Raw genomic sequence first — 18,494 nt, 5'->3', positions numbered from 1 at the left:
TCGCTCAGCGCGGGATCAGCACTCGATGATGTTGACCGCCAGCCCGCCCCGGGCCGTCTCCTTGTACTTGACGGACATGTCGGCGCCCGTGTCCTTCATGGTCTTGATGACCTTGTCCAGGGACACCTTGTGCGAGCCGTCGCCGCGCATGGCCATCCGTGCCGCCGTGACGGCCTTCACGGCGGCCATGCCGTTGCGCTCGATGCACGGGATCTGGACGAGGCCGCCGACCGGGTCGCAGGTCAGGCCGAGGTTGTGCTCCATGCCGATCTCGGCGGCGTTCTCGACCTGCTCCGGGGAGCCGCCGAGCACCTCCGCCAGCGCGCCCGCCGCCATCGAGCAGGCCGAGCCGACCTCGCCCTGGCAGCCGACCTCGGCGCCGGAGATGGACGCGTTCTCCTTGAAGAGCATGCCGATCGCGCCGGCGGCCAGCAGAAAGCGGACCACGCCTTCCTCGTCCGCGCCGGGCACGAAGTTGATGTAGTAGTGCAGGACCGCCGGGATGATGCCGGCGGCGCCGTTCGTCGGGGCGGTCACGACCCGGCCGCCCGCCGCGTTCTCCTCGTTCACGGCCATCGCGTAGAGCGTGATCCACTCCATGGCGAGCGCCTTCGGGTCGCCCTCGGAGCGCAGCTTGCGGGCCGTGTTCGCGGCCCGGCGGCGCACCTTCAGGCCGCCCGGCAGGATGCCCTCCCGCGACATCCCCCGCGAGACGCATTCCCGCATCACCTGCCAGATCTCCAGCAGGCCCGTGCGGATCTCCTCCTCCGTGCGCCAGGCCCGCTCGTTCTCCAGCATCAGCGCGGAGATCGACAGACCCGTCTCCTGCGTCAGGCGCAGCAGCTCGTCGCCCGTGCGGAAGGGGTACTTCAGGACCGTGTCGTCCAGCTTGATGCGGTCCGCGCCGACCGCCTCCTCGTCGACGACGAAGCCGCCGCCCACCGAGTAGTACGTCTTGGAGAGCAGCTCCCCGCCGGACGCGTCGTACGCCCACAGCGTCATGCCGTTCGCGTGGTACGGCAGCGTCTTACGGCGGTGCAGGACCAGGTCCTTGTCGAAGGAGAACGGGATGTCGCGCTCACCGAGCAGCCGCAGCCGGCCCTCACTCTTGATCGCCTCCACCCGCTCGTCGGCGCTCTCCACGTCCACCGTGCGCGGCGAGGCGTCCTCCAGGCCGAGCAGCACCGCCTTCGGGGTGCCGTGTCCGTGGCCGGTCGCGCCCAGGGAGCCGTACAGCTCGGACCGTACGGACGCGACGGAGTCCACCAGACCCTCGTTGCGCAGACGGCGGGCGAACATGCGTGCCGCGCGCATCGGGCCGACCGTGTGGGAGCTGGACGGGCCGATGCCGATCGAGAACAGGTCGAAGACCGAGATGGCCACGGGGGACTCCTCAATACGGGGTGGAACAGGGGGGTGGGGTGTCCCGCTCACCTACGAGTGTGCGGGACACCCCACAAAAAGGAACTACTTGTTGAGACCGGGGTACAGCGGGTGCTTGTCCGCGAGCGCCTTGACCCGGGCCTTCAGCGCGTCCGCGTCGTAGGACGGCTTCAGCGCCGCGGCGATCACGTCCGCGACCTCGGCGAAGTCCTCGGCCGTGAAACCGCGGGTCGCCAGCGCCGGCGTACCGATCCGCAGACCCGAGGTCACCATCGGCGGGCGCGGGTCGTTCGGGACGGCGTTGCGGTTGACCGTGATGCCGACCTCGTGGAGGCGGTCCTCGGCCTGCTGGCCGTCCAGCTCCGACTCGCGCAGATCCACGAGGATCAGGTGCACGTCGGTGCCGCCGGACAGCACGTTCACACCGGCCTCGCGGGCGTCGGCGGCGGTCAGACGGTCGGCGAGGATCCGCGCACCCTCGACCGTACGGCGCTGGCGCTCCTTGAAGTCCTCGCTCGCGGCGACCTTGAAGGAGACCGCCTTGGCCGCGATCACGTGCTCCAGGGGACCACCCTGGAAGCCCGGGAAGACGGACGAGTTCAGCTTCTTCGCGAAGTCCTTCTTCGCCAGGATGATGCCGCCGCGCGGGCCGCCCAGCGTCTTGTGCGTCGTGGAGGTGACCACGTCCGCGTGCTCGACCGGGTTCGGGTGCAGGCCCGCCGCGACCAGACCGGCGAAGTGCGCCATGTCGACCCACAGGTACGCCTCGACCTCGTCGGCGATCCGGCGGAACTCGGCGAAGTCCAGCTTCCGCGGGTACGCCGACCAGCCGGCGATGATCACCTTCGGGCGGTGCTCCTTGGCGAGCCGCTCGACCTCGGCCATGTCGACCAGGCCGGTCTCGGTGTCCACGTGGTACGGGACCACCTTGAACTGCTTGCCCGAGAAGTTCAGCCGCATCCCGTGCGTGAGGTGGCCGCCGTGGGCCAGGTCCAGGCCCAGGATGGTGTCGCCGGGCTGGGCCAGCGCGAACAGGGCGGCCTGGTTGGCGGAGGCGCCCGAGTGGGGCTGGACGTTGGCGTACTCGGCGCCGAACAGCTCCTTGACCCGGTCGATGGCGATCTGCTCGGCGACGTCGACGTGCTCGCAGCCGCCGTAGTAGCGGCGGCCCGGGTAGCCCTCGGCGTACTTGTTCGTGGCGACCGAGCCCTGTGCCTCCATGACCGCGACCGGCGCGAAGTTCTCGGAGGCGATCATCTCCAGGGTGGACTGCTGGCGCTCCAGCTCGGCGTCGAGCGCGGCGGCGATCGCCGGGTCGAGCTCGTGCAGGGGCGTGTTCAGAAGCGACTTGTCAGACATAAGGGGGTGTAACTCCTCAGCCGGCGGTGTGGGCGACGTACTCGTCGGCGGAGAGCAGGTCGGCCGGCTCCTCCGTGATGCGTACCTTGAACAGCCAGCCGCCCTCGAAGGGGGCCGAGTTCACGAGCGCCGGGTCGTTCACCACGTCCTCGTTGATCTCGGTGATCTCACCGGTGACCGGGGAGTACAGGTCCGACACGGACTTGGTCGACTCCAGCTCGCCGCAGGTGTCACCCGCGGTCACGGTCGAGCCGACCTCGGGGAGCTGGGCGTAGACGACATCGCCGAGCGCGTTGGCCGCGAACTCGGTGATGCCGACCGTCGAGACGCCGTCCTCGGCGGTCGACAGCCACTCGTGCTCCTTGCTGTAGCGCAGCTGCTGGGGGTTGCTCATGGCCTGAATTCTCCTGTACGCGCGGGAGTGGTGAGGAAGGGGGGACTGCTGGAAACGTGCGTGAGCAGCACAAATGTGCGCAGGCTCACGCAGGGGCCGCTGCCAGTCTCTACTTCTGGAGTTACTTCTGCCGCTTGTAGAAGGGCAGCGCCACGACCTCGTACGGCTCGTGGCTGCCGCGGATGTCCACGCCGACCCCGGCCGTGCCCGGCGCCGAGTGCGCGGCGTCGACGTACGCCATCGCGATGGGCTTGCCCAGCGTGGGGGAGGGCGCACCGGAGGTGACCTCGCCGATCACCTCGCCGCCGGCGACGACCGGGTACCCGGCGCGCGGGACGCGACGCCCCTCGGCGATCAGGCCGACCAGGACGCGCGGCGGGTTCTGCGAGGCACGGTCGGCGGCCTCGGTGAGCGCCTCGCGCCCGACGAAGTCGCCCTCCTTCTCGAACTTCACCACCCGGCCGAGCCCGGCGTCGAAGGGCGTGAGGGAGGTCGACAGCTCGTGGCCGTACAGCGGCATGCCCGCCTCCAGCCGCAGGGTGTCCCGGCAGGACAGACCGCACGGGATCAGGCCGACGCCCTCGCCCGCCTTGGTCAGCGCCTGCCACACCTCGACGGCGTGCTCCGGCTTCACGAACAGCTCGAAGCCGTCCTCGCCGGTGTAGCCGGTGCGGGCGATGAGGGCGGGGACACCGGCGACGGTGCCGGGCAGACCGGCGTAGTACTTCAGGCCGTCCAGGTCGGCGTCCGTGAGCGACTTGAGGATGCCGGAGGACTCCGGACCCTGCACGGCGAGCAGGGCGTACGCGTCCCGGTCGTCACGGACCTCGGCGTCGAAGCCGGTGACCCGCTCGGTCAGCGCGTCCAGCACGACCTGGGCGTTGGAGGCGTTGGCGACGACCATGTACTCGGTCTCGGCGAGCCGGTAGACGATCAGGTCGTCCAGGATGCCGCCGTCGGCCCGGCAGATCATGGTGTAGCGGGCGCGGCCCACGCCGACGGAGGCGATGTTGCCGACCAGGGCGTGGTTCAGGAAGGCCGCCGCGGCGGGGCCGGTGACGGTGATCTCGCCCATGTGGGAGAGGTCGAAGAGGCCGGCCTTGGTGCGCACGGCGTTGTGCTCGTCGCGCTCGGAGCCGTAGCGCAGGGGCATGTCCCAGCCGGCGAAGTCGGTCATCGTCGCACCGAGCGTGCGATGCAGGGCATCGAGCGCGGTGTGACGGAGTTCTTCTGTACTGCTCATCGGACGGTCTTCTCCCAAGGCATGACGGGCGAGGTCGTTCCTCCCCATCTGTCATCGGAACCTGAGAGGTTCGCCATGACCGGCTGAGGGCCGGGTCACGGCTTGCACCTTGGGTGGAGCCCACGCCTCTTCTCGGCGAAGAGGGGGACTCGCTTTTCAGATGTGCCTCGCCCGCGCGGTAACGGGGCCTGAGAGATTCAAGGGAGGGACTTGCTCCTTCGGCGCCCCAGCGATGAACTGCTGGGAACTCTCCCGCGCGGATTCGAACGGCCGGTATGCAGTTGGCGCGGACATCATTGCACGCCCGGCCCGTCTTCGGCAGGCCACGTCTGTAACGGGGTTGTGGCAGTAAGTGAACGAAAATGCGGGAGATCATCCATTACCTTCTCTTTACGCTCAGTGGGGATGGGGAATCCTGAACCGGAGGAGGACGATGACGGTGAAGCGCACCACGGCGTACGCCACGACGTCGGGCGTCGCGCTGCCCAAGCAGCCCGCGGCCCCGGCCGTCGAGGCCCCGGGCACGCGCGTCGCACCGGTGGTCCGTGACCTCCGCGAGCGCTCCGGCCACAGCCCGCACGCACTGCTCTTCGCCCCCGAGGACCTCGTCGTGATCACGGGGCTGCCCGGCAGCGGCAAGTCCACGCTGATGCGGCGGACGGTGACGGGCGCCCGCATCGACTCCCAGGACACCCGGGACCGCTGGGACGCCCGCATGCCCGGCTTCCTGCCCTACGCCTTCTACCGCCCCCTGGTCCGCCTCGCGCACTACGCCGGCCTGCGCCGCGCCGTGCGCTCCGGCGAGGGCGTCGTCGTGCACGACTGCGGCACGCAGGCCTGGGTGCGCGGCTGGCTGGCCCGCGAGGCCCGCCGCCGCGGCGGCACCCTGCACCTGCTGCTGCTCGACGTCGACCCGGACACGGCCCTGGAGGGCCAGCGCGAGCGCGGCCGGGGCGTCTCGCGGTACGCCTTCCTGCGCCACCGCAGGGCCGCGGCCCACCTGCTGCGCTCCGTGGAGAAGGGCCACCTGCCGCCGGGATGCGGCTCGGCGGTGCTGATCGACCGGGATGCGGCGGGCGTACTGCGCCGGATCGGGTTCACGGGCTGACCGGCCGAGGACCTGTACGAGGCGGTCACCCGCTAGCCTTTTGAGCCACAGCAGCGGTTCACAGCAGGCGGTTGAGAAGTAGATGGACATCCCGGCGGAACTCCCCGCGGACTTCCCGGCAGGGGCACACCTCCACTCCCACGGCGGGTGGCCAGGCAACGAACTGGAGGAGGTGCTCTCGGCCTCCCTCGGCCTCCCCTCGGCCGGCGGCCGGATCATCGAGGTGCTGGGCCGCAGCTTCGTCTGGGTGCCCCTGCCCGGCGGCGGCGGCCGGGACACCGGTCCGCTGGACCTGCCCACGGTGGAGATCGAGGGCCAGGCGTACGTGCCGGTCTTCAGCTCCGAGGAACAGTTCCGCCAGGTGGTCGGCTCCCACATGTCGTTCACCATCGCCCCCGCGGTGGAGTTCGCCCGCGGTCTGCCGCCGCAGGTCGGCATCGCCGTCAATCCCGACGGCGTGGTCGGCGTCCCGCTGCCCCCGGCGGCGGTGGCCGAGCTGTGCCGCGTGGGCCGCACCCCGCTGGACGGCCTCACGTCCGGGGGCCGCGTCAAGCTCTACGAGCCCGACTGGCAGGACGACCCGATCGACTTCCTCGCGGTGGCGGCCGCCGAGTTCGCCGAGACCGGCGTGGTCACGACGGCCCGCCGCTGCCTCGCGTCGATCGAGACGGCCACCCCGGTGATGTTCATCGGTGTGGAACTCTCCCTCTGGGAGGGCGACTTGCGCGCCGCCCCCATGGACGCGCTGGCCCGAGCCCTCGGCCGCACCCCGGTCCCGTGGCCGGTCAACCTGGTCCTGCTGGACGTGGCCGAGGACCCGGTGATCGCCTGGATGCGCCGGCAGGTGCGCCCCTTCTACCAGCGGGGCCATTGAACGTTCCCAGGGCGCAGCGCCCCTGAAAGGGGCGCGGGGAACTGCGCGACCAGCCACCACGCACCCGCACTCGCGCAGGCAGAACAAGGCCCGAGGTACTGGGCGCCTAAGCTGTCACCCAATGCGGGGCAACTCTTAGAAGGGGCGGTACTACAGGTGAGCGCGAGCCTCAGCGGCAGCGTCGAGCACATGCTGCGCCAGGTGACGCCCGGGCGCTACGACGCCTACGAGGCCCTCCTGCGCGCGCTCGCGACCCCGTCCTCCGGCCAGGTCTGGATGCTGCTGTGGCACGGCCAGGGCGGCTCCCCGGACGCCCAGTACGGAAACATGGACGTCGAGGGCTACGGCTACGCCCCGTGCGTCACCTCCGCCCAGGAGCTGTCCGCCAGCGGCTGGAACCGCAGCTACGAAGTCGTCGACGGAGTCGACGTGGCCCGCACCCTCTACCCGGACCACTACGGCCTCTGGCTCAACCCGCACGCCCCCGGCGGCGGCGTCGGCATCCCGTGGCTCGACCTGCGCCGCATCGCCACCGGCCTGGACCGCCAGCCCGCCGGCCCGCTGCGCCTGTCGGAACCCGGCATCGAGATCCCGCAGTTCTACGCCCTCCTCGCGCAGAACGCCCACCGCACCCCGGCGGTCCGCTCGCTGCGCCGCGCCTGGGTGCAGCCGGCGCTCGGTGCGCCGTATCTCGCCATCGGGCTCGACGTGTACGACACCAGCCCGCCCGCGGTCGACTCGGTGCGCTCGATGATGTCGCAGTCGATCGGCGCGGTCCCGGACGGGCTGCCGGTCTCGACCGTGGCGATGTCCGACGAGGACGACCCGGTCGCCATGTGGATGAGAGCGAGCGCCCGCCCGTTCTACGACCGCGAGGCACACGTCGCCGCCCCCGCGCAGGCACCGGCGGCCGGCTACGGCTACCCACCGGCACAGGGCCGTTACTGATCATTGGTCGGCTAACCTGCTGATCGGTCGGCAACCCGACTGTCGTAGGTGCAAAGGGTCTTGGACTGCGGTTTCCCAGGTCGATCTCCGCGCGTAGATGCGATCGGAAGGTCCCGGTCCGCCCTCTTACGCCCCAACTGGCCCCCGTCCGGCGGCCGATACCCACTGTTCGGATAACGGAACCCCTCAGACAGCATCACGGTTGCGCATCCTTTCCCCGCCAGCTCTGGCAACAGATCGCCAAAGCATTGAAGACTCCCGGCAAGACACGGGCCGGTCGGTCCTGTGTACGAGTGGAAGCAACCGCTACAGCGGCAGCCAGGGGGGTCGGCAACCGCCGGCCGAGAGGGGTCAATCTCACTGTGACCGCACCGATCGAGACAACCGGAGCGGAGGCCGGAGCGCAGCCCGAGGCCGTTCTCTCCGGCGTCGAGAAGAGCCAGATCGAGGGGCGTTCCCTCGGACAGATCGCCTGGTCCCGGTTCAAGAAGGACAAGGTGGCTGTGGCCGGCGGGGTCATCGTGATCCTGCTGATCCTGCTCGCGATCCTCTCCCGCCCCATCCAGGCGATGTTCGGCCTGGACCCCAACGCGCTGAACCAGGATCTGATCGACCCCAACACGTCGCTGCCCAAGGGTGACTTCGGCGGTATGAGCTGGGAGCACCCGCTCGGTGTGGAGCCGAAGTTCGGCCGGGACATCGCCACCCGCATCCTGGAAGGCTCCTGGGTCTCGCTGGTCGTCGCCTTCGGCGCCACGATCCTGTCCAACACGATCGGCGCCGTCCTCGGCGTCGTGGCCGGCTACTACGGCGGACGCGTCGACACGATCATCAGCCGTCTGATGGACACCTTCCTGGCGTTCCCTCTGCTGCTGTTCGCGATCGCCATCTCCGCCACCCTGCAGGGCGGTGCCTTCGGCCTGGAAGGCCTGCCGCTGCACATCGGTGTGCTGATCTTCGTCATCGGCTTCTTCAACTGGCCCTATCTGGGCCGCATTGTCCGGGGCCAGACACTGGCCCTGCGCGAGCGGGAGTTCGTCGACGCCTCGCGGGGGATGGGGGCCAAGGGGCCGTACATCCTCTTCCGGGAGCTGCTGCCCAACCTCGTGGGTCCGATCATCGTCTACTCGACGCTGCTCATCCCGACCAACATCCTCTTCGAGGCGTCCCTGAGCTTCCTCGGGGTCGGCATCCAGCCCCCGCAGGCTTCGTGGGGCGGCATGATCAACCAGGCGGTCGACTACTACCAGGTCGACCCGCAGTTCATGATCGTGCCCGGTCTCGCCATCTTCGTGACCGTCCTGGCATTCAACCTGCTCGGCGACGGTCTCCGTGACGCTCTCGACCCGCGCAGCCGCTGATCTGCGGCCGCAGCGAGAGTCCCAAAATTCCTACAATGGAGGGGAAGCAGACCATCATGCGAAGGTCAGCGCTGGCCGCGGTAGCGGCCATCGGCAGTGCGAGCTTGCTGCTTTCGGCTTGCAGCAAGGCCGATGACAACTCGGACAACAACGGAAACAAGTCGGCTGGGGCCAACGCAGCGACCAAGGGTGTCGTCAACGCCTCCACCCAGAAGGGTGGGACGGTCACGTACGAGTACTCGGACGTCCCGGACTCCTTCGACCCCGGCAACACGTACTACGCGTACATGTACAACCTCAGCCGGCTGTACGCCCGCCCGCTGATGACCTTCGCGCCCGGTCCGGGTGAGGAGGGCAACAAGCTGGTCCCGGACCTCGCCGAGAGCGCGGGCGTGCCGAGCGACGGCGGCAAGACGTGGACGTACAAGCTGCGTTCGGGCCTGAAGTACCAGGACGGCACGCCGATCACCTCGAAGGACGTCAAGTACGCCGTCGCGCGCTCCAACTTCGCGCGTGACGTGCTCTCCCTCGGCCCGAACTACTTCCAGCAGTTCCTCGATGGCGGCGACAAGTACAAGGGTCCGTACAAGGACAAGAGCGCCGAGGGTCTGAAGTCCATCGAGACGCCGGACGACACCACGGTCGTCTTCAAGCTCAACCGTGCCTTCCAGGAGTTCGACTACCTGGTGGCGACGCCGCAGACGGCACCGGTGCCCCAGGCCAAGGACAAGGGCATCGACTACGTCAAGAGCATCGTGTCCTCGGGCTCGTACCAGTTCGAGAGCTACGAGGAGGGCAAGCAGGCCGTCCTCGTCCGCAACAAGAACTGGGACCCGAAGACGGACCCGCTGCGCAAGCAGTACCCGGACAAGATCGTCGTCAAGCTCAAGGTCAACGCCGAGACGATCGACCAGGACGTCCAGTCCGGTGACGCGATCGACCTCGGTGGTACCGGTGTCCAGGCCGCGACGCAGGCGAAGGTCGTCAACAGCGCCGACCTGAAGGCCAACACCGACAACACCTACGGTGGCCGTCTGGTCTACATGGCGATCAACACCCAGGTCGCGCCGTTCGACAAGGTCGAGTGCCGCAAGGCCGTCCAGTACGCCATCGACAAGGTCTCCGTGCAGACCGCCGAGGGCGGCCCGATCCGCGGTGACATCGCCACCACCGTCCTGCCGCCGGACATCCCGGGCTACAAGAAGGCGGACGTCTACGCGACCGACGGCAACAAGGGCGACGCGGCCAAGGCCAAGGACCAGCTGAAGGCCTGCGGCAAGTCGACCATCACCACCAACATCTCGGCGCGCAGCGACCGCCCGCAGGAGATCGACGCGGCCACCGCGATCATCGCCTCGCTGAAGAAGGTCGGCATCAACGCCAGCCTGAAGCAGTACCCGTCGGGCAAGTACTTCACCGACTACGCGGGTGTGCCGGCGTTCGACAAGAAGCAGAACATCGGTCTGCACATGATGCAGTGGGGTGCCGACTGGCCGGGCGGCTACGGCTTCCTGCAGCAGATCCTGCACGGTGACGCGATCGGCGCCTCGGGCAACACCAACCTCTCGTACATCGATGACAAGCAGATCAACGAGATGCTGGAGAAGGCCATCGCCACCGAGGACGAGGCCCAGCGCAACAGCATGTACGCCGAGATCGACAAGCGTGCAATGGACCAGGCTGTCCTCGTCCCGCTGACCTACTTCAAGGTCCTGCTGTACCGCCCCGCCAACTTCACCAACCTGGTGTCCACGGCGGCCTTCAGCGGTCAGTACGACTACCTCAACATCGGCACGACCAAGAAGTAGCCCCGGAAGGCAGGTGAAGGCTTTGGTGCCCGCGGGCTCAGCCCGCGGGCACCAGCGCCGGTCCCCGTGATCTCGTACATCCTCCGTCGGACGCTCGCGGCAGTGATCCTGCTGCTGGTCGTCACCGCGGTCACCTTCGCGATCTTCTTCCTGCTGCCACGGATGGCCGGCCAGACCGCCGACCAGCTCGCGCAGCAGTACATCGGAAAGAGCCCGACGAAGGCCGACATCGCCGCGGTCAAGCAGAACCTCGGTCTGGACCAGCCCCTGTACGTCCAGTACTGGCACTTCATCAAGGGGATCGTGGCCGGCGCCACCTATGACCTGGGCCCCACCACGACGCAGTGCAACGCGCCGTGCTTCGGCTACTCCTTCAAGAACCACGTCGAGGTGTGGCCGCAGCTCACCTCGCGCCTTCCGGTGACCATCTCGCTGGCCGGCGGCGCCGCCGTGCTGTGGCTGGTGTCCGGTGTGCTGATCGGCGTGATCTCCGCGCTCAAGCCCCGCAGCTTCTTCGACCGCACGTTCATGGGCGTCGCGCTCGCCGGTGTCTCGCTGCCCATGTTCTTCACGGGCAACCTGGCGCTGCTGCTCTTCACCTTCCAGTGGCCGATCTTCGGCCGCACCTACGTACCGTTCACCGAGAATCCGGCGCAATGGGCCAACACGCTCTTCCCCGCCTGGTGCTCGCTCGCCCTGTTGTACTCCGCCATCTACGCGCGGCTCACCCGCTCGGGGATGCTGGAGACGATGAACGAGGACTTCATCCGCACGGCCCGTGCCAAGGGCCTGCGTGAGCGCAAGGTCGTGGCCCGGCACGGGCTGCGGGCCGCGCTGACCCCGATCATCACCGTTTTCGGTATGGACCTGGGCCTGCTGCTCGGCGGCGCCGTGATCACCGAGACCGTGTTCTCGCTGCCCGGCATCGGCCAGTACGCGGTTCAGGGCATCACCGACAACGACCTGCCCCCGATCCTCGGCGTCACCCTGCTGGCCGCCTTCTTCGTCGTGATCGCAAATCTCCTGGTGGACCTGCTCTACGCCGCCGCCGACCCGCGCGTGAGGCTCTCGTGACCGAACTCTCCAAGACCGGTGCCGCCGTGGGCGAGCCGACGAGCTCACCCTCGAACGGTTCCGACGCCTTCCTCTCGGTCCGAGACCTCAAGGTGCACTTCCCCACCGACGACGGACTGGTCAAGTCCGTCGACGGGCTCAACTTCCAGGTGGAGAAGGGCAAGACCCTCTGCATCGTGGGTGAGTCGGGCTCCGGCAAGTCCGTCACCTCGCTGGCGATCATGGGCCTGCACCGGCTCGGGGCACGCGGCAAGAACGTCCGGATGTCCGGCGAGATCTGGCTCGGCGGCAAGGAGCTCATCTCCGCCGACCCGGACGAGGTGCGCCGGCTGCGCGGCCGCGAGATGGCGATGATCTTCCAGGACCCGCTGTCCGCGATGCACCCGTACTACACGATCGGCAACCAGATCGTGGAGGCGTACCGGGTCCACCACGACGTCAACAAGAAGACCGCGCGCAAGCGGGCCGTCGAGATGCTCGACCGGGTCGGCATCCCCGAGCCCGGCAAGCGCGTCGACAGCTACCCGCACGAGTTCTCCGGCGGTATGCGCCAGCGCGCGATGATCGCCATGGCGCTGGTCAACAACCCCGAACTGCTCATCGCGGACGAGCCGACGACCGCCCTCGACGTGACCGTCCAGGCGCAGATCCTCGACCTCATCCGGGACCTGCAGAAGGAGTTCGGCTCCGCGGTCGTCCTCATCACCCACGATCTCGGCGTGGTCGCCGAGATCGCCGACGACGTCCTCGTGATGTACGGCGGCCGGTGTGTGGAGCGCGGCAGCGTCGACGACGTCTTCGAGCGGCCGCAACACCCGTACACCTGGGGCCTGCTCGGCTCGATGCCGCGCATCGACCGCGAGACCTCCGAACGGCTCATCCCCGTCAAGGGCCAGCCGCCGAGCCTCATCAACGTCCCCTCGGGCTGCGCCTTCCATCCCCGCTGCCCGTACGCGGACATCCCCAAGGGCGATGTCACCCGTACCGTGCGCCCGGATCTCCAGCCGGTCGGCAGTGGACACTTCTCCGCGTGCCACCTCTCGGCGGAGGACCGTACGCGGATCTGGACCGAAGAGATTGCGCCGAAGCTGTGAGTGAGACGAAGAAAACGGACGTGACCGTCCCGGCACAGGCGTCGGCTCCTTTGGCGGAGCGTGAGGTGCTGCTCAAGGTCGAGGGCCTGCAGAAGCACTTCCCGATCCGTAAGGGCGTCCTTCAGCGTCAGGTCGGCGCGGTCAAGGCGGTCGACGGCATCGACTTCGAGGTGCGCAAGGGCGAGACCCTCGGTGTGGTCGGCGAGTCCGGCTGCGGCAAGTCGACCATGGGCCGGGTCATCACGCGGCTCCAGGACCCGACGGGCGGCTCGATCCACTTCGAGGGCCAGGACATCACGCGGCTGAGCACGGCCGGGATGCGTCCGCTGCGGCGGGACATCCAGATGATCTTCCAGGACCCGTACGGCTCCCTGAACCCCCGGCACACCATCGGCGGTATCGTCTCGGCGCCGTTCCGGCTCCAGGGCGTCGAGCCCGAGGGCGGGGTGAAGAAGGAGGTCCAGCGGCTCCTGGAGCTGGTGGGTCTGAGCCCCGAGCACTACAACCGCTACCCGCACGAGTTCTCCGGCGGTCAGCGCCAGCGCATCGGCATCGCCCGGGCGCTCGCCCTGAAGCCGAAGCTGGTCGTGGCGGACGAGCCGGTGTCCGCGCTGGACGTGTCGATCCAGGCCCAGGTCGTGAACCTGATGGACGACCTCCAGGAGGAGCTCGGCCTCACGTACGTGATCATCGCCCACGACCTGTCCGTCGTCCGGCACGTCTCGGACCGGATCGCGGTGATGTACCTCGGCAAGATCGTCGAGCTGGCCGACCGCACCTCGCTGTACGAGGCGCCGATGCACCCGTACACCAAGGCCCTGATGTCGGCCGTGCCGGTGCCGGACCCCAAGCGCCGGGGCGCCAAGAGCGAGCGCATCCTGCTGCGCGGCGACGTGCCCTCGCCGATCTCCCCGCCGAGCGGCTGCCGCTTCCACACGCGGTGCTGGAAGGCGACGGAGGTCTGCCGGACGACGGAGCCGCCGCTGCTGGAGCTGAGGCCCGGCCAGCGGGTGGCCTGCCACCACCCGGAGAACTTCGAGGACCAGCAGCCGCAGGACACGGTGCTGCTGACCGTGGCCAAGGAGGCCGCGGAGCTGGTGCCGACGGAGCAGACCGCCGACGCCCCGGTTTCCAAGGAGGCGCGGGTGCCGGCTGCGGCTGGGGCTGAGGCTTCCGAGGAGACCCCGGCGGACGACGCGTCCGAGGAGGCCCCCGAGGCTGAGGCTCCCGCGGAGTCCTCCGCGGAAACTCCGGACGAAAAGAAGTAACCCAGCCCGGGCCCCCGCCTTCCTTTGCAAGGCGGGGGCCTTGTGCTGAGCGAGAATGTGCGGGTGCTCCAGCAACTGTTCAGCCCGTCCGTCCAGCACACGCTCGACCTGATCGGCATCTTCGTCTTCGCCATCTCCGGCGCGCTGCTGGCGGTCCGCAAGAACTTCGACGTCTTCGGTATCGCCGTCCTCGCCGAGGTCACCGCCCTGGGCGGCGGGCTGTTCCGGGACGTCGTCATCGGCGCCGTACCCCCGGCCGCCTTCACGGATCTGGGGTACTTCCTCACCCCGCTGCTCGCCGCGCTGCTCGTCATCTTTCTCCACCCGCACGTGGAGCGGATCCAGACCGGCGTGAACGTCTTCGACGCGGCGGGCCTCGGCCTGTTCTGCGTCGCCGGGACGACGAAGGCGTACGACTACGGCCTCAACCTCACCGCCTCGGCCGCGCTGGGCCTCGCGACCGCCGTGGGCGGCGGCGTGCTGCGTGACGTCCTCGCCAACGAAGTGCCGTCACTGCTGCGCTGGGACCGCGACCTGTACGCGGTTCCGGCGATCGTCGGCGCCACGATGGTCGTCCTGTGCATCCACTACGGCGCCCTGAACTCGTTCACCAGCACGCTCGCGGTCGTCACGGCATTCGTGCTGCGGCTGCTCGCGATGCGGTTCCACTGGCGAGCTCCGCGGGCCTGGAACCGGCGGTCGACGGTGCGAGAGGAGTAGCCCCCGGTGCCGTACGGGTCTGCTGCCGGGGCCCCATCACCTCGCTCAGCCAGCGGAACGCCGGGACCACCTGCGGCTTCCACAGCGCCATGGTGTGACCGCCCGCGCCGCTCGGGATGAACACCACGTTCACAGTCGTCGGCGCCTTCGCGGCCCGCTCGACGGCCATGGCCGCCTCGTAGCCGTCCTTCGGCTGACCGGAGAGGTAGAGCGCCACGCGCGGCGGGACACGGGACTTCTTGAGCAGGGCGTACGGGTTGTTCGCGGCCCGCAGCGCCGGGGACTTGGCGGCGAGCGACTGGGGTACGGCGGCGGGGTCGTTGTAGCCGGACAGGCTGACCGCGGCCCGGTAGCGGTCGGGGTGGGCGACGGCGAGCTTGGCCGCGCAGTGCCCGCCCGCCGAGTACCCGGCGACGGCCCAGCCGTCCGGCGCGGCCTGGGTGCGGAAGTTGTCCATGACCATCCTCGGCACGTCGACGCTGAGCCAGCTGTCGGCGTTCACCTTGCCCGGTATGTTCGCGCAGCCGGTGTCCACGCCGGGCAGCAGCGAGGTGCGCGGCGAGACGATGATGAACGGCTCGATCTGCCCGCTGCGCATCAGCGGCGCCAGCTGCTGGGGCGCGTCCATCGTCCCGTACCAGGCCTTCGACGAGCCCGGGAAGCCCGGCAGCACCTCGACGACCGGGAACCGGTGATTGCGGTACGCGGGCTCGTGGTACTGCGGCGGCAGCCAGACGTTGACCTCGGCGTGCACTCCGGAGACCCGGCCCTTGAGGTGCGTGACGAGTACGCCGCCCTCCGCGCGCATGCCCGGCCCCTTGGCCGGCTTGAACGTCTGCCGCACCTTGGGCAGCTTCTCCAGCGCGATCCCGCCGGTGCCGCTCGCCCCGAGGTCGGCGGCCTCGTGCACATGGTCGCTGGTGCCGAGCAGATCGCCCCAACTGTCGTACAGCTGGTTGGAGTTGTTGACCATGGTGAAGACCAGGGCGACCGCGGTGGCCTGGGCGAACAGCAGCATCAGCACTCGGGCGGCACCCCGCACGACCTTGGGCCCGCGCACTCGCGACCACAGGACCAGCGGCAGCGCGACGGCGACGACGCACAGCGCGATCAGCGTGTAGAGGAACGGGGTCCCGGTGAGACTCATGTCCTCATAGAGGGGCAGAGCGGGCTTCGGGTTTCGGGCGAGCCGGGGCACTTGCCGAAAAGTTGCGCACATCTCGTCCGACAGGTGTGCGCTCTTGCGGGAACGGGTGCGAGCCCTCACAGGGAGAAAAAGCTACCGCTTAGTAGTTAGCTGTTGTACCGTTCATCCATGCCAGAAGCAGCCTCTGCCCCGACGGCCCCGCGGGCCACGATCGGCGACAGCGAGTTCGACCGCGACACCGCGCTGACCCTGCGCGAGCCCGGCGTCTACGACATCGACCTGTCCGCCGGCTGGACGATCATCAGCGCCGTCAACGGCGGCTATCTGCTGGCCGTCCTCGGCCGCGCCCTCGCGGACGCGCTCCCGCACGGCGACCCGTTCACCATCTCCGCGCACTATCTCACCGCGTCCCAGCCGGGCCCGGCGGTCGTCCGCACGGACGTGGTGCGCACCGGGCGGACCCTGTCGACCGGCCAGGCCTCGCTCTTCCAGTACGACGAGCAGGGCCGCGAGGTGGAACGCATCCGCGTCCTCGCCTCCTACGGCGACCTCGGCGCCCTCCCCGACGACGTCCGTACGACGGCCAAGCCGCCCGCGATCCCGCCGATGGACCACTGCTTCGGCCCCGAGGACGGCCCCGCCCCCGTCGACGGCAGCTCGGCCATTGCCGACCGCCTCATGCTCAAGCTCGACCCGTCCACCCTCGGCTGGGCACTCGGCCAGCCCTCGGGCAAGGGCGAGATGCGGGCCTGGTTCGGCCTCGCGGACGGCCGCGACGCCGACCCCCTCTCCCTGCTCCTGGCCGTCGACGCGCTGCCCCCGACGGCCTTCGAGATCGGCATCTCCGGCTGGGTCCCGACGGTCGAACTGACCGTCCACATCCGGTGCCGCCCGGCCCCGGGCCCCCTGCGCGTGTCCATCACCACCCGCAACCTCGCCGGCGGCTTCCTGGAGGAGGACGCGGAAGTGTGGGACAGCGCGGACCGGTTGGTGGCGCAGTCGAGGCAGCTGGCGAGGGTACGGCTCGGCTGAAGCTGGTCCGGTGGTGCAGGGGGCGTGTCGCGATCGGCTTTGCCGTGTCACGGCCCTGTACCGGCGAGTTGGTTGAGTCTCCAAGGAAGTTTGCAGGTCAGCGGCGTGTGTTGAGGTGCGCTTTGCCCGGCGCACAGGCCCTCGACAGCCGGGCCTCAAGGGAGCCCTAAGCGGCGTTGGTTGAGTGCCCGCCCAGGACTTCCTCAGTTTCCTCATCTTCCTTGGAGCTGTCTCTCATGAAGCGTGCGCGTCTCCTCCCCGCCGTGGCCCTGCTGGCGCTCTCGCCCCTGGCCCTGGCGGCCTGCGGGTCCGGCGACTCCTCGTCGTCGACGTCGAACGACGGCAACTCCGGGCAGCAGCAGTCGTCGTGCCGGCAGCCGAGTGGGGCTGCGTCGGGGGCGCCCAGCGGCGCGCCGTCGGGTGCGCCGGCCTCGCCGCCGTCCGGTGCGCCTTCCGGGGCGCCGTCGGGCGCGCCGAGCGGGGCGCCCAGTGGCGGCCCCGGTGGAGGGCAGGGTGGCCCCGGCGGGGGTCAGGGTGGCTGTGGTGGTCCCGGCGGCGGGGCGGCTCCCAGCGGGGTGCCGAGCGGTGCGCCGAGCGCGGCGGCGACGGCGACCAAGAGCTGACGTAGGACGCCGTACGGACGCCGTACGAGCCGTACGACAGGGGCGGCACCCCCGGTGAACGGGGGTGCCGCCCCTGTGGCGTCGTGCCGTTCCCCGGTCCTCAGTCCAGCCAGTGCTCCCGGCCGATGCTGATCAACCGCATCTGGCGGGTCGCGACCTGGGCGACGCGCCGCCGCTCCTCCTCCGGCGCCTCCAGGGCGTCCAGGAACAGTGAGGCCGTCATCAGCATCTGGTCTACATAGAGGTTGGCGAGCATGAGGAGGTCGTCGTCGTTCCAGCCCTCGGAGACCGGGTCCTTGGTGAGCGCGACCTTCACCTCCTCGGCGAAACGGGCCAGTTGGTCCTGGATCGCCTCCCGCACCGACTGCACGCCGCCGTGCCGCTCCCGGGCGATGAAGCGGACGTGGGCAGGGTGGGTCTCGACATGCCGGGCGATCAGGTCGACGGCGCGTTCGATGCGTTGGTCGCTGTCGCCGGCGGAGCTGACGATCGTACGGATCATGGGGTGCAGACTGCCCAACGCCTCCTCGACGAGGGCGACTCCGAGGTCGGCGGTGGAGCGGAAGTGCCGGTAGAAGGCGGTGGGGGCGACGCCGACGGCACGGGTGACCTCGCGCAGGCCCAGGCTGCTCAGGCTCTGCTCCTCCAGCAGTCCGAGCGCCGCGTCCAGGAGGGACTGGCGGGTCTTCTGCTTCTGGGCCTGCCGGATACCGAAGGTGTGACTCATACCATGCAGTTAACAACTGTTCTCTGGAATTGAAAAGCCGTGGGGCGCGCTAGACTTGGAGTCAGTGAACAACTGTTACTACAACTGTTCACCCAAACGTAACGAGAGAGATCTCCAGCGAGAGGGATCTCGAAGGGGGCTCCATTCCATGCTGTTCCTCGTCGCCGCGCTCCTGCTGCTGGGCGTGCTGCTGGGCACCGTGGCCCACGCACCGCTCGCCTTCACCGCTGTTGCCGCCGCCGTGATCGCCGTCTGGCTGGGCATCTTCGCCGCCCGCGAGCGTCACGCCCGCCGCAACTGACCGACTCCGTCGTCCGAATCGACTTCGTCA

At 69.3% G+C, this 18,494-nt stretch carries 18 protein-coding genes and 2 riboswitches; of the genes, 12 read left to right on the top strand and 6 right to left on the bottom strand.

The genetic code is table 11. The features are described from left to right. Window positions 1-15: 15 nt before the first annotated feature. From ACZ7M7_RS34570 to gcvT, 4 genes are all read right to left on the bottom strand, one after another. Window positions 16-1,383 carry an L-serine ammonia-lyase gene (locus tag ACZ7M7_RS34570; RefSeq protein ID WP_383607525.1) on the bottom strand — a complete coding sequence of 456 codons (1,368 nt, stop codon included), beginning with the start codon at window positions 1,381-1,383 and terminating at the stop codon, window positions 16-18. 84 nt (window positions 1,384-1,467) lie between these two features. After that, entirely contained in the window at window positions 1,468-2,742 is a 1,275-nt protein-coding gene (glyA, locus tag ACZ7M7_RS34565) for a serine hydroxymethyltransferase (protein WP_383607524.1), read from the bottom strand. Between the two features lie 16 nt (window positions 2,743-2,758). Then, window positions 2,759-3,136, bottom strand: a complete 378-nt coding sequence (gene gcvH, locus ACZ7M7_RS34560) for a glycine cleavage system protein GcvH (RefSeq protein WP_328423188.1) — start codon at window positions 3,134-3,136, stop codon at window positions 2,759-2,761. Window positions 3,137-3,257: 121 nt separating this feature from the next. Continuing rightward, the gene (gcvT, locus tag ACZ7M7_RS34555) at window positions 3,258-4,379 is read right to left on the bottom strand and encodes a glycine cleavage system aminomethyltransferase GcvT (RefSeq protein ID WP_451177342.1); all 1,122 of its coding nucleotides are present in this window, start codon (window positions 4,377-4,379) and stop codon (window positions 3,258-3,260) included. Between the two features lie 38 nt (window positions 4,380-4,417). Beyond that, a riboswitch (glycine riboswitch) is annotated at window positions 4,418-4,545 on the bottom strand. Continuing rightward, a riboswitch (glycine riboswitch) is annotated at window positions 4,546-4,644 on the bottom strand. It lies immediately after the preceding riboswitch. Between the two features lie 168 nt (window positions 4,645-4,812). Here gcvT and ACZ7M7_RS34550 point away from each other — a divergent pair. From ACZ7M7_RS34550 to ACZ7M7_RS34510, 9 genes are all read left to right on the top strand, one after another. Next, entirely contained in the window at window positions 4,813-5,487 is a 675-nt protein-coding gene (locus tag ACZ7M7_RS34550; RefSeq protein WP_383607522.1) for an AAA family ATPase, read from the top strand. Window positions 5,488-5,569: 82 nt separating this feature from the next. Further along, window positions 5,570-6,361 (top strand): enhanced serine sensitivity protein SseB, encoded by a 792-nt coding sequence (locus ACZ7M7_RS34545; RefSeq protein WP_383607521.1) that lies wholly within the window; start codon window positions 5,570-5,572, stop codon window positions 6,359-6,361. Between the two features lie 189 nt (window positions 6,362-6,550). Then, on the top strand, window positions 6,551-7,309 hold the full coding sequence (locus ACZ7M7_RS34540; protein ID WP_383607564.1) for an enhanced serine sensitivity protein SseB C-terminal domain-containing protein: 759 nt from the start codon (window positions 6,551-6,553) through the stop codon (window positions 7,307-7,309). Window positions 7,310-7,671: 362 nt separating this feature from the next. Then, window positions 7,672-8,670: an ABC transporter permease gene (locus ACZ7M7_RS34535; protein WP_383607520.1), complete on the top strand. Its 999-nt coding sequence runs from the start codon at window positions 7,672-7,674 to the stop codon at window positions 8,668-8,670. 56 nt (window positions 8,671-8,726) lie between these two features. After that, window positions 8,727-10,478, top strand: a complete 1,752-nt coding sequence (locus ACZ7M7_RS34530) for an ABC transporter substrate-binding protein (protein ID WP_451177351.1) — start codon at window positions 8,727-8,729, stop codon at window positions 10,476-10,478. A 66-nt stretch (window positions 10,479-10,544) separates the two neighbouring features. Next, entirely contained in the window at window positions 10,545-11,552 is a 1,008-nt protein-coding gene (locus ACZ7M7_RS34525) for an ABC transporter permease (protein ID WP_328879062.1), read from the top strand. Continuing rightward, on the top strand, window positions 11,549-12,646 hold the full coding sequence (locus ACZ7M7_RS34520; RefSeq protein WP_383607518.1) for an ABC transporter ATP-binding protein: 1,098 nt from the start codon (window positions 11,549-11,551) through the stop codon (window positions 12,644-12,646). Before ACZ7M7_RS34525 ends, ACZ7M7_RS34520 begins: the two co-directional genes overlap by 4 nt. Next, a complete protein-coding gene (locus tag ACZ7M7_RS34515) occupies window positions 12,643-13,914 on the top strand; it encodes an ABC transporter ATP-binding protein (RefSeq protein ID WP_472123819.1) in 1,272 nt (423 codons plus the stop codon). Before ACZ7M7_RS34520 ends, ACZ7M7_RS34515 begins: the two co-directional genes overlap by 4 nt. Window positions 13,915-13,977: 63 nt before the next feature. Further along, window positions 13,978-14,634 carry a trimeric intracellular cation channel family protein gene (locus tag ACZ7M7_RS34510; protein ID WP_472123874.1) on the top strand — a complete coding sequence of 219 codons (657 nt, stop codon included), beginning with the start codon at window positions 13,978-13,980 and terminating at the stop codon, window positions 14,632-14,634. On the opposite strand, the gene ACZ7M7_RS34505 is transcribed toward ACZ7M7_RS34510, so the two are convergent. Beyond that, entirely contained in the window at window positions 14,543-15,781 is a 1,239-nt protein-coding gene (locus tag ACZ7M7_RS34505) for an alpha/beta hydrolase (protein WP_472123817.1), read from the bottom strand. The genes ACZ7M7_RS34510 and ACZ7M7_RS34505 overlap by 92 nt on opposite strands. A 168-nt stretch (window positions 15,782-15,949) precedes the next feature. Here ACZ7M7_RS34505 and ACZ7M7_RS34500 point away from each other — a divergent pair, with 168 nt between their 5' ends. Further along, entirely contained in the window at window positions 15,950-16,813 is an 864-nt protein-coding gene (locus ACZ7M7_RS34500) for a thioesterase family protein (RefSeq protein ID WP_383607515.1), read from the top strand. 236 nt (window positions 16,814-17,049) lie between these two features. Next, window positions 17,050-17,436: a hypothetical protein gene (locus ACZ7M7_RS34495; RefSeq protein WP_472123814.1), complete on the top strand. Its 387-nt coding sequence runs from the start codon at window positions 17,050-17,052 to the stop codon at window positions 17,434-17,436. A gap of 100 nt (window positions 17,437-17,536) precedes the next feature. Here the strand turns inward: ACZ7M7_RS34495 and ACZ7M7_RS34490 are convergent, their stop codons facing one another. Then, window positions 17,537-18,163: a TetR family transcriptional regulator gene (locus tag ACZ7M7_RS34490; RefSeq protein WP_383628580.1), complete on the bottom strand. Its 627-nt coding sequence runs from the start codon at window positions 18,161-18,163 to the stop codon at window positions 17,537-17,539. Between the two features lie 148 nt (window positions 18,164-18,311). On the opposite strand from ACZ7M7_RS34490, the gene ACZ7M7_RS34485 reads away from it, so the two are divergent. Then, entirely contained in the window at window positions 18,312-18,464 is a 153-nt protein-coding gene (locus ACZ7M7_RS34485; protein WP_328879055.1) for a hypothetical protein, read from the top strand. Window positions 18,465-18,494: the final 30 nt, after the last annotated feature.

The organism is Streptomyces sp. NPDC111606, from assembly GCF_055656945.1.
The sequence above is the reverse complement of the archived record's forward strand: the minus strand, read 5'-3'. Positions and strand labels throughout refer to the sequence as shown.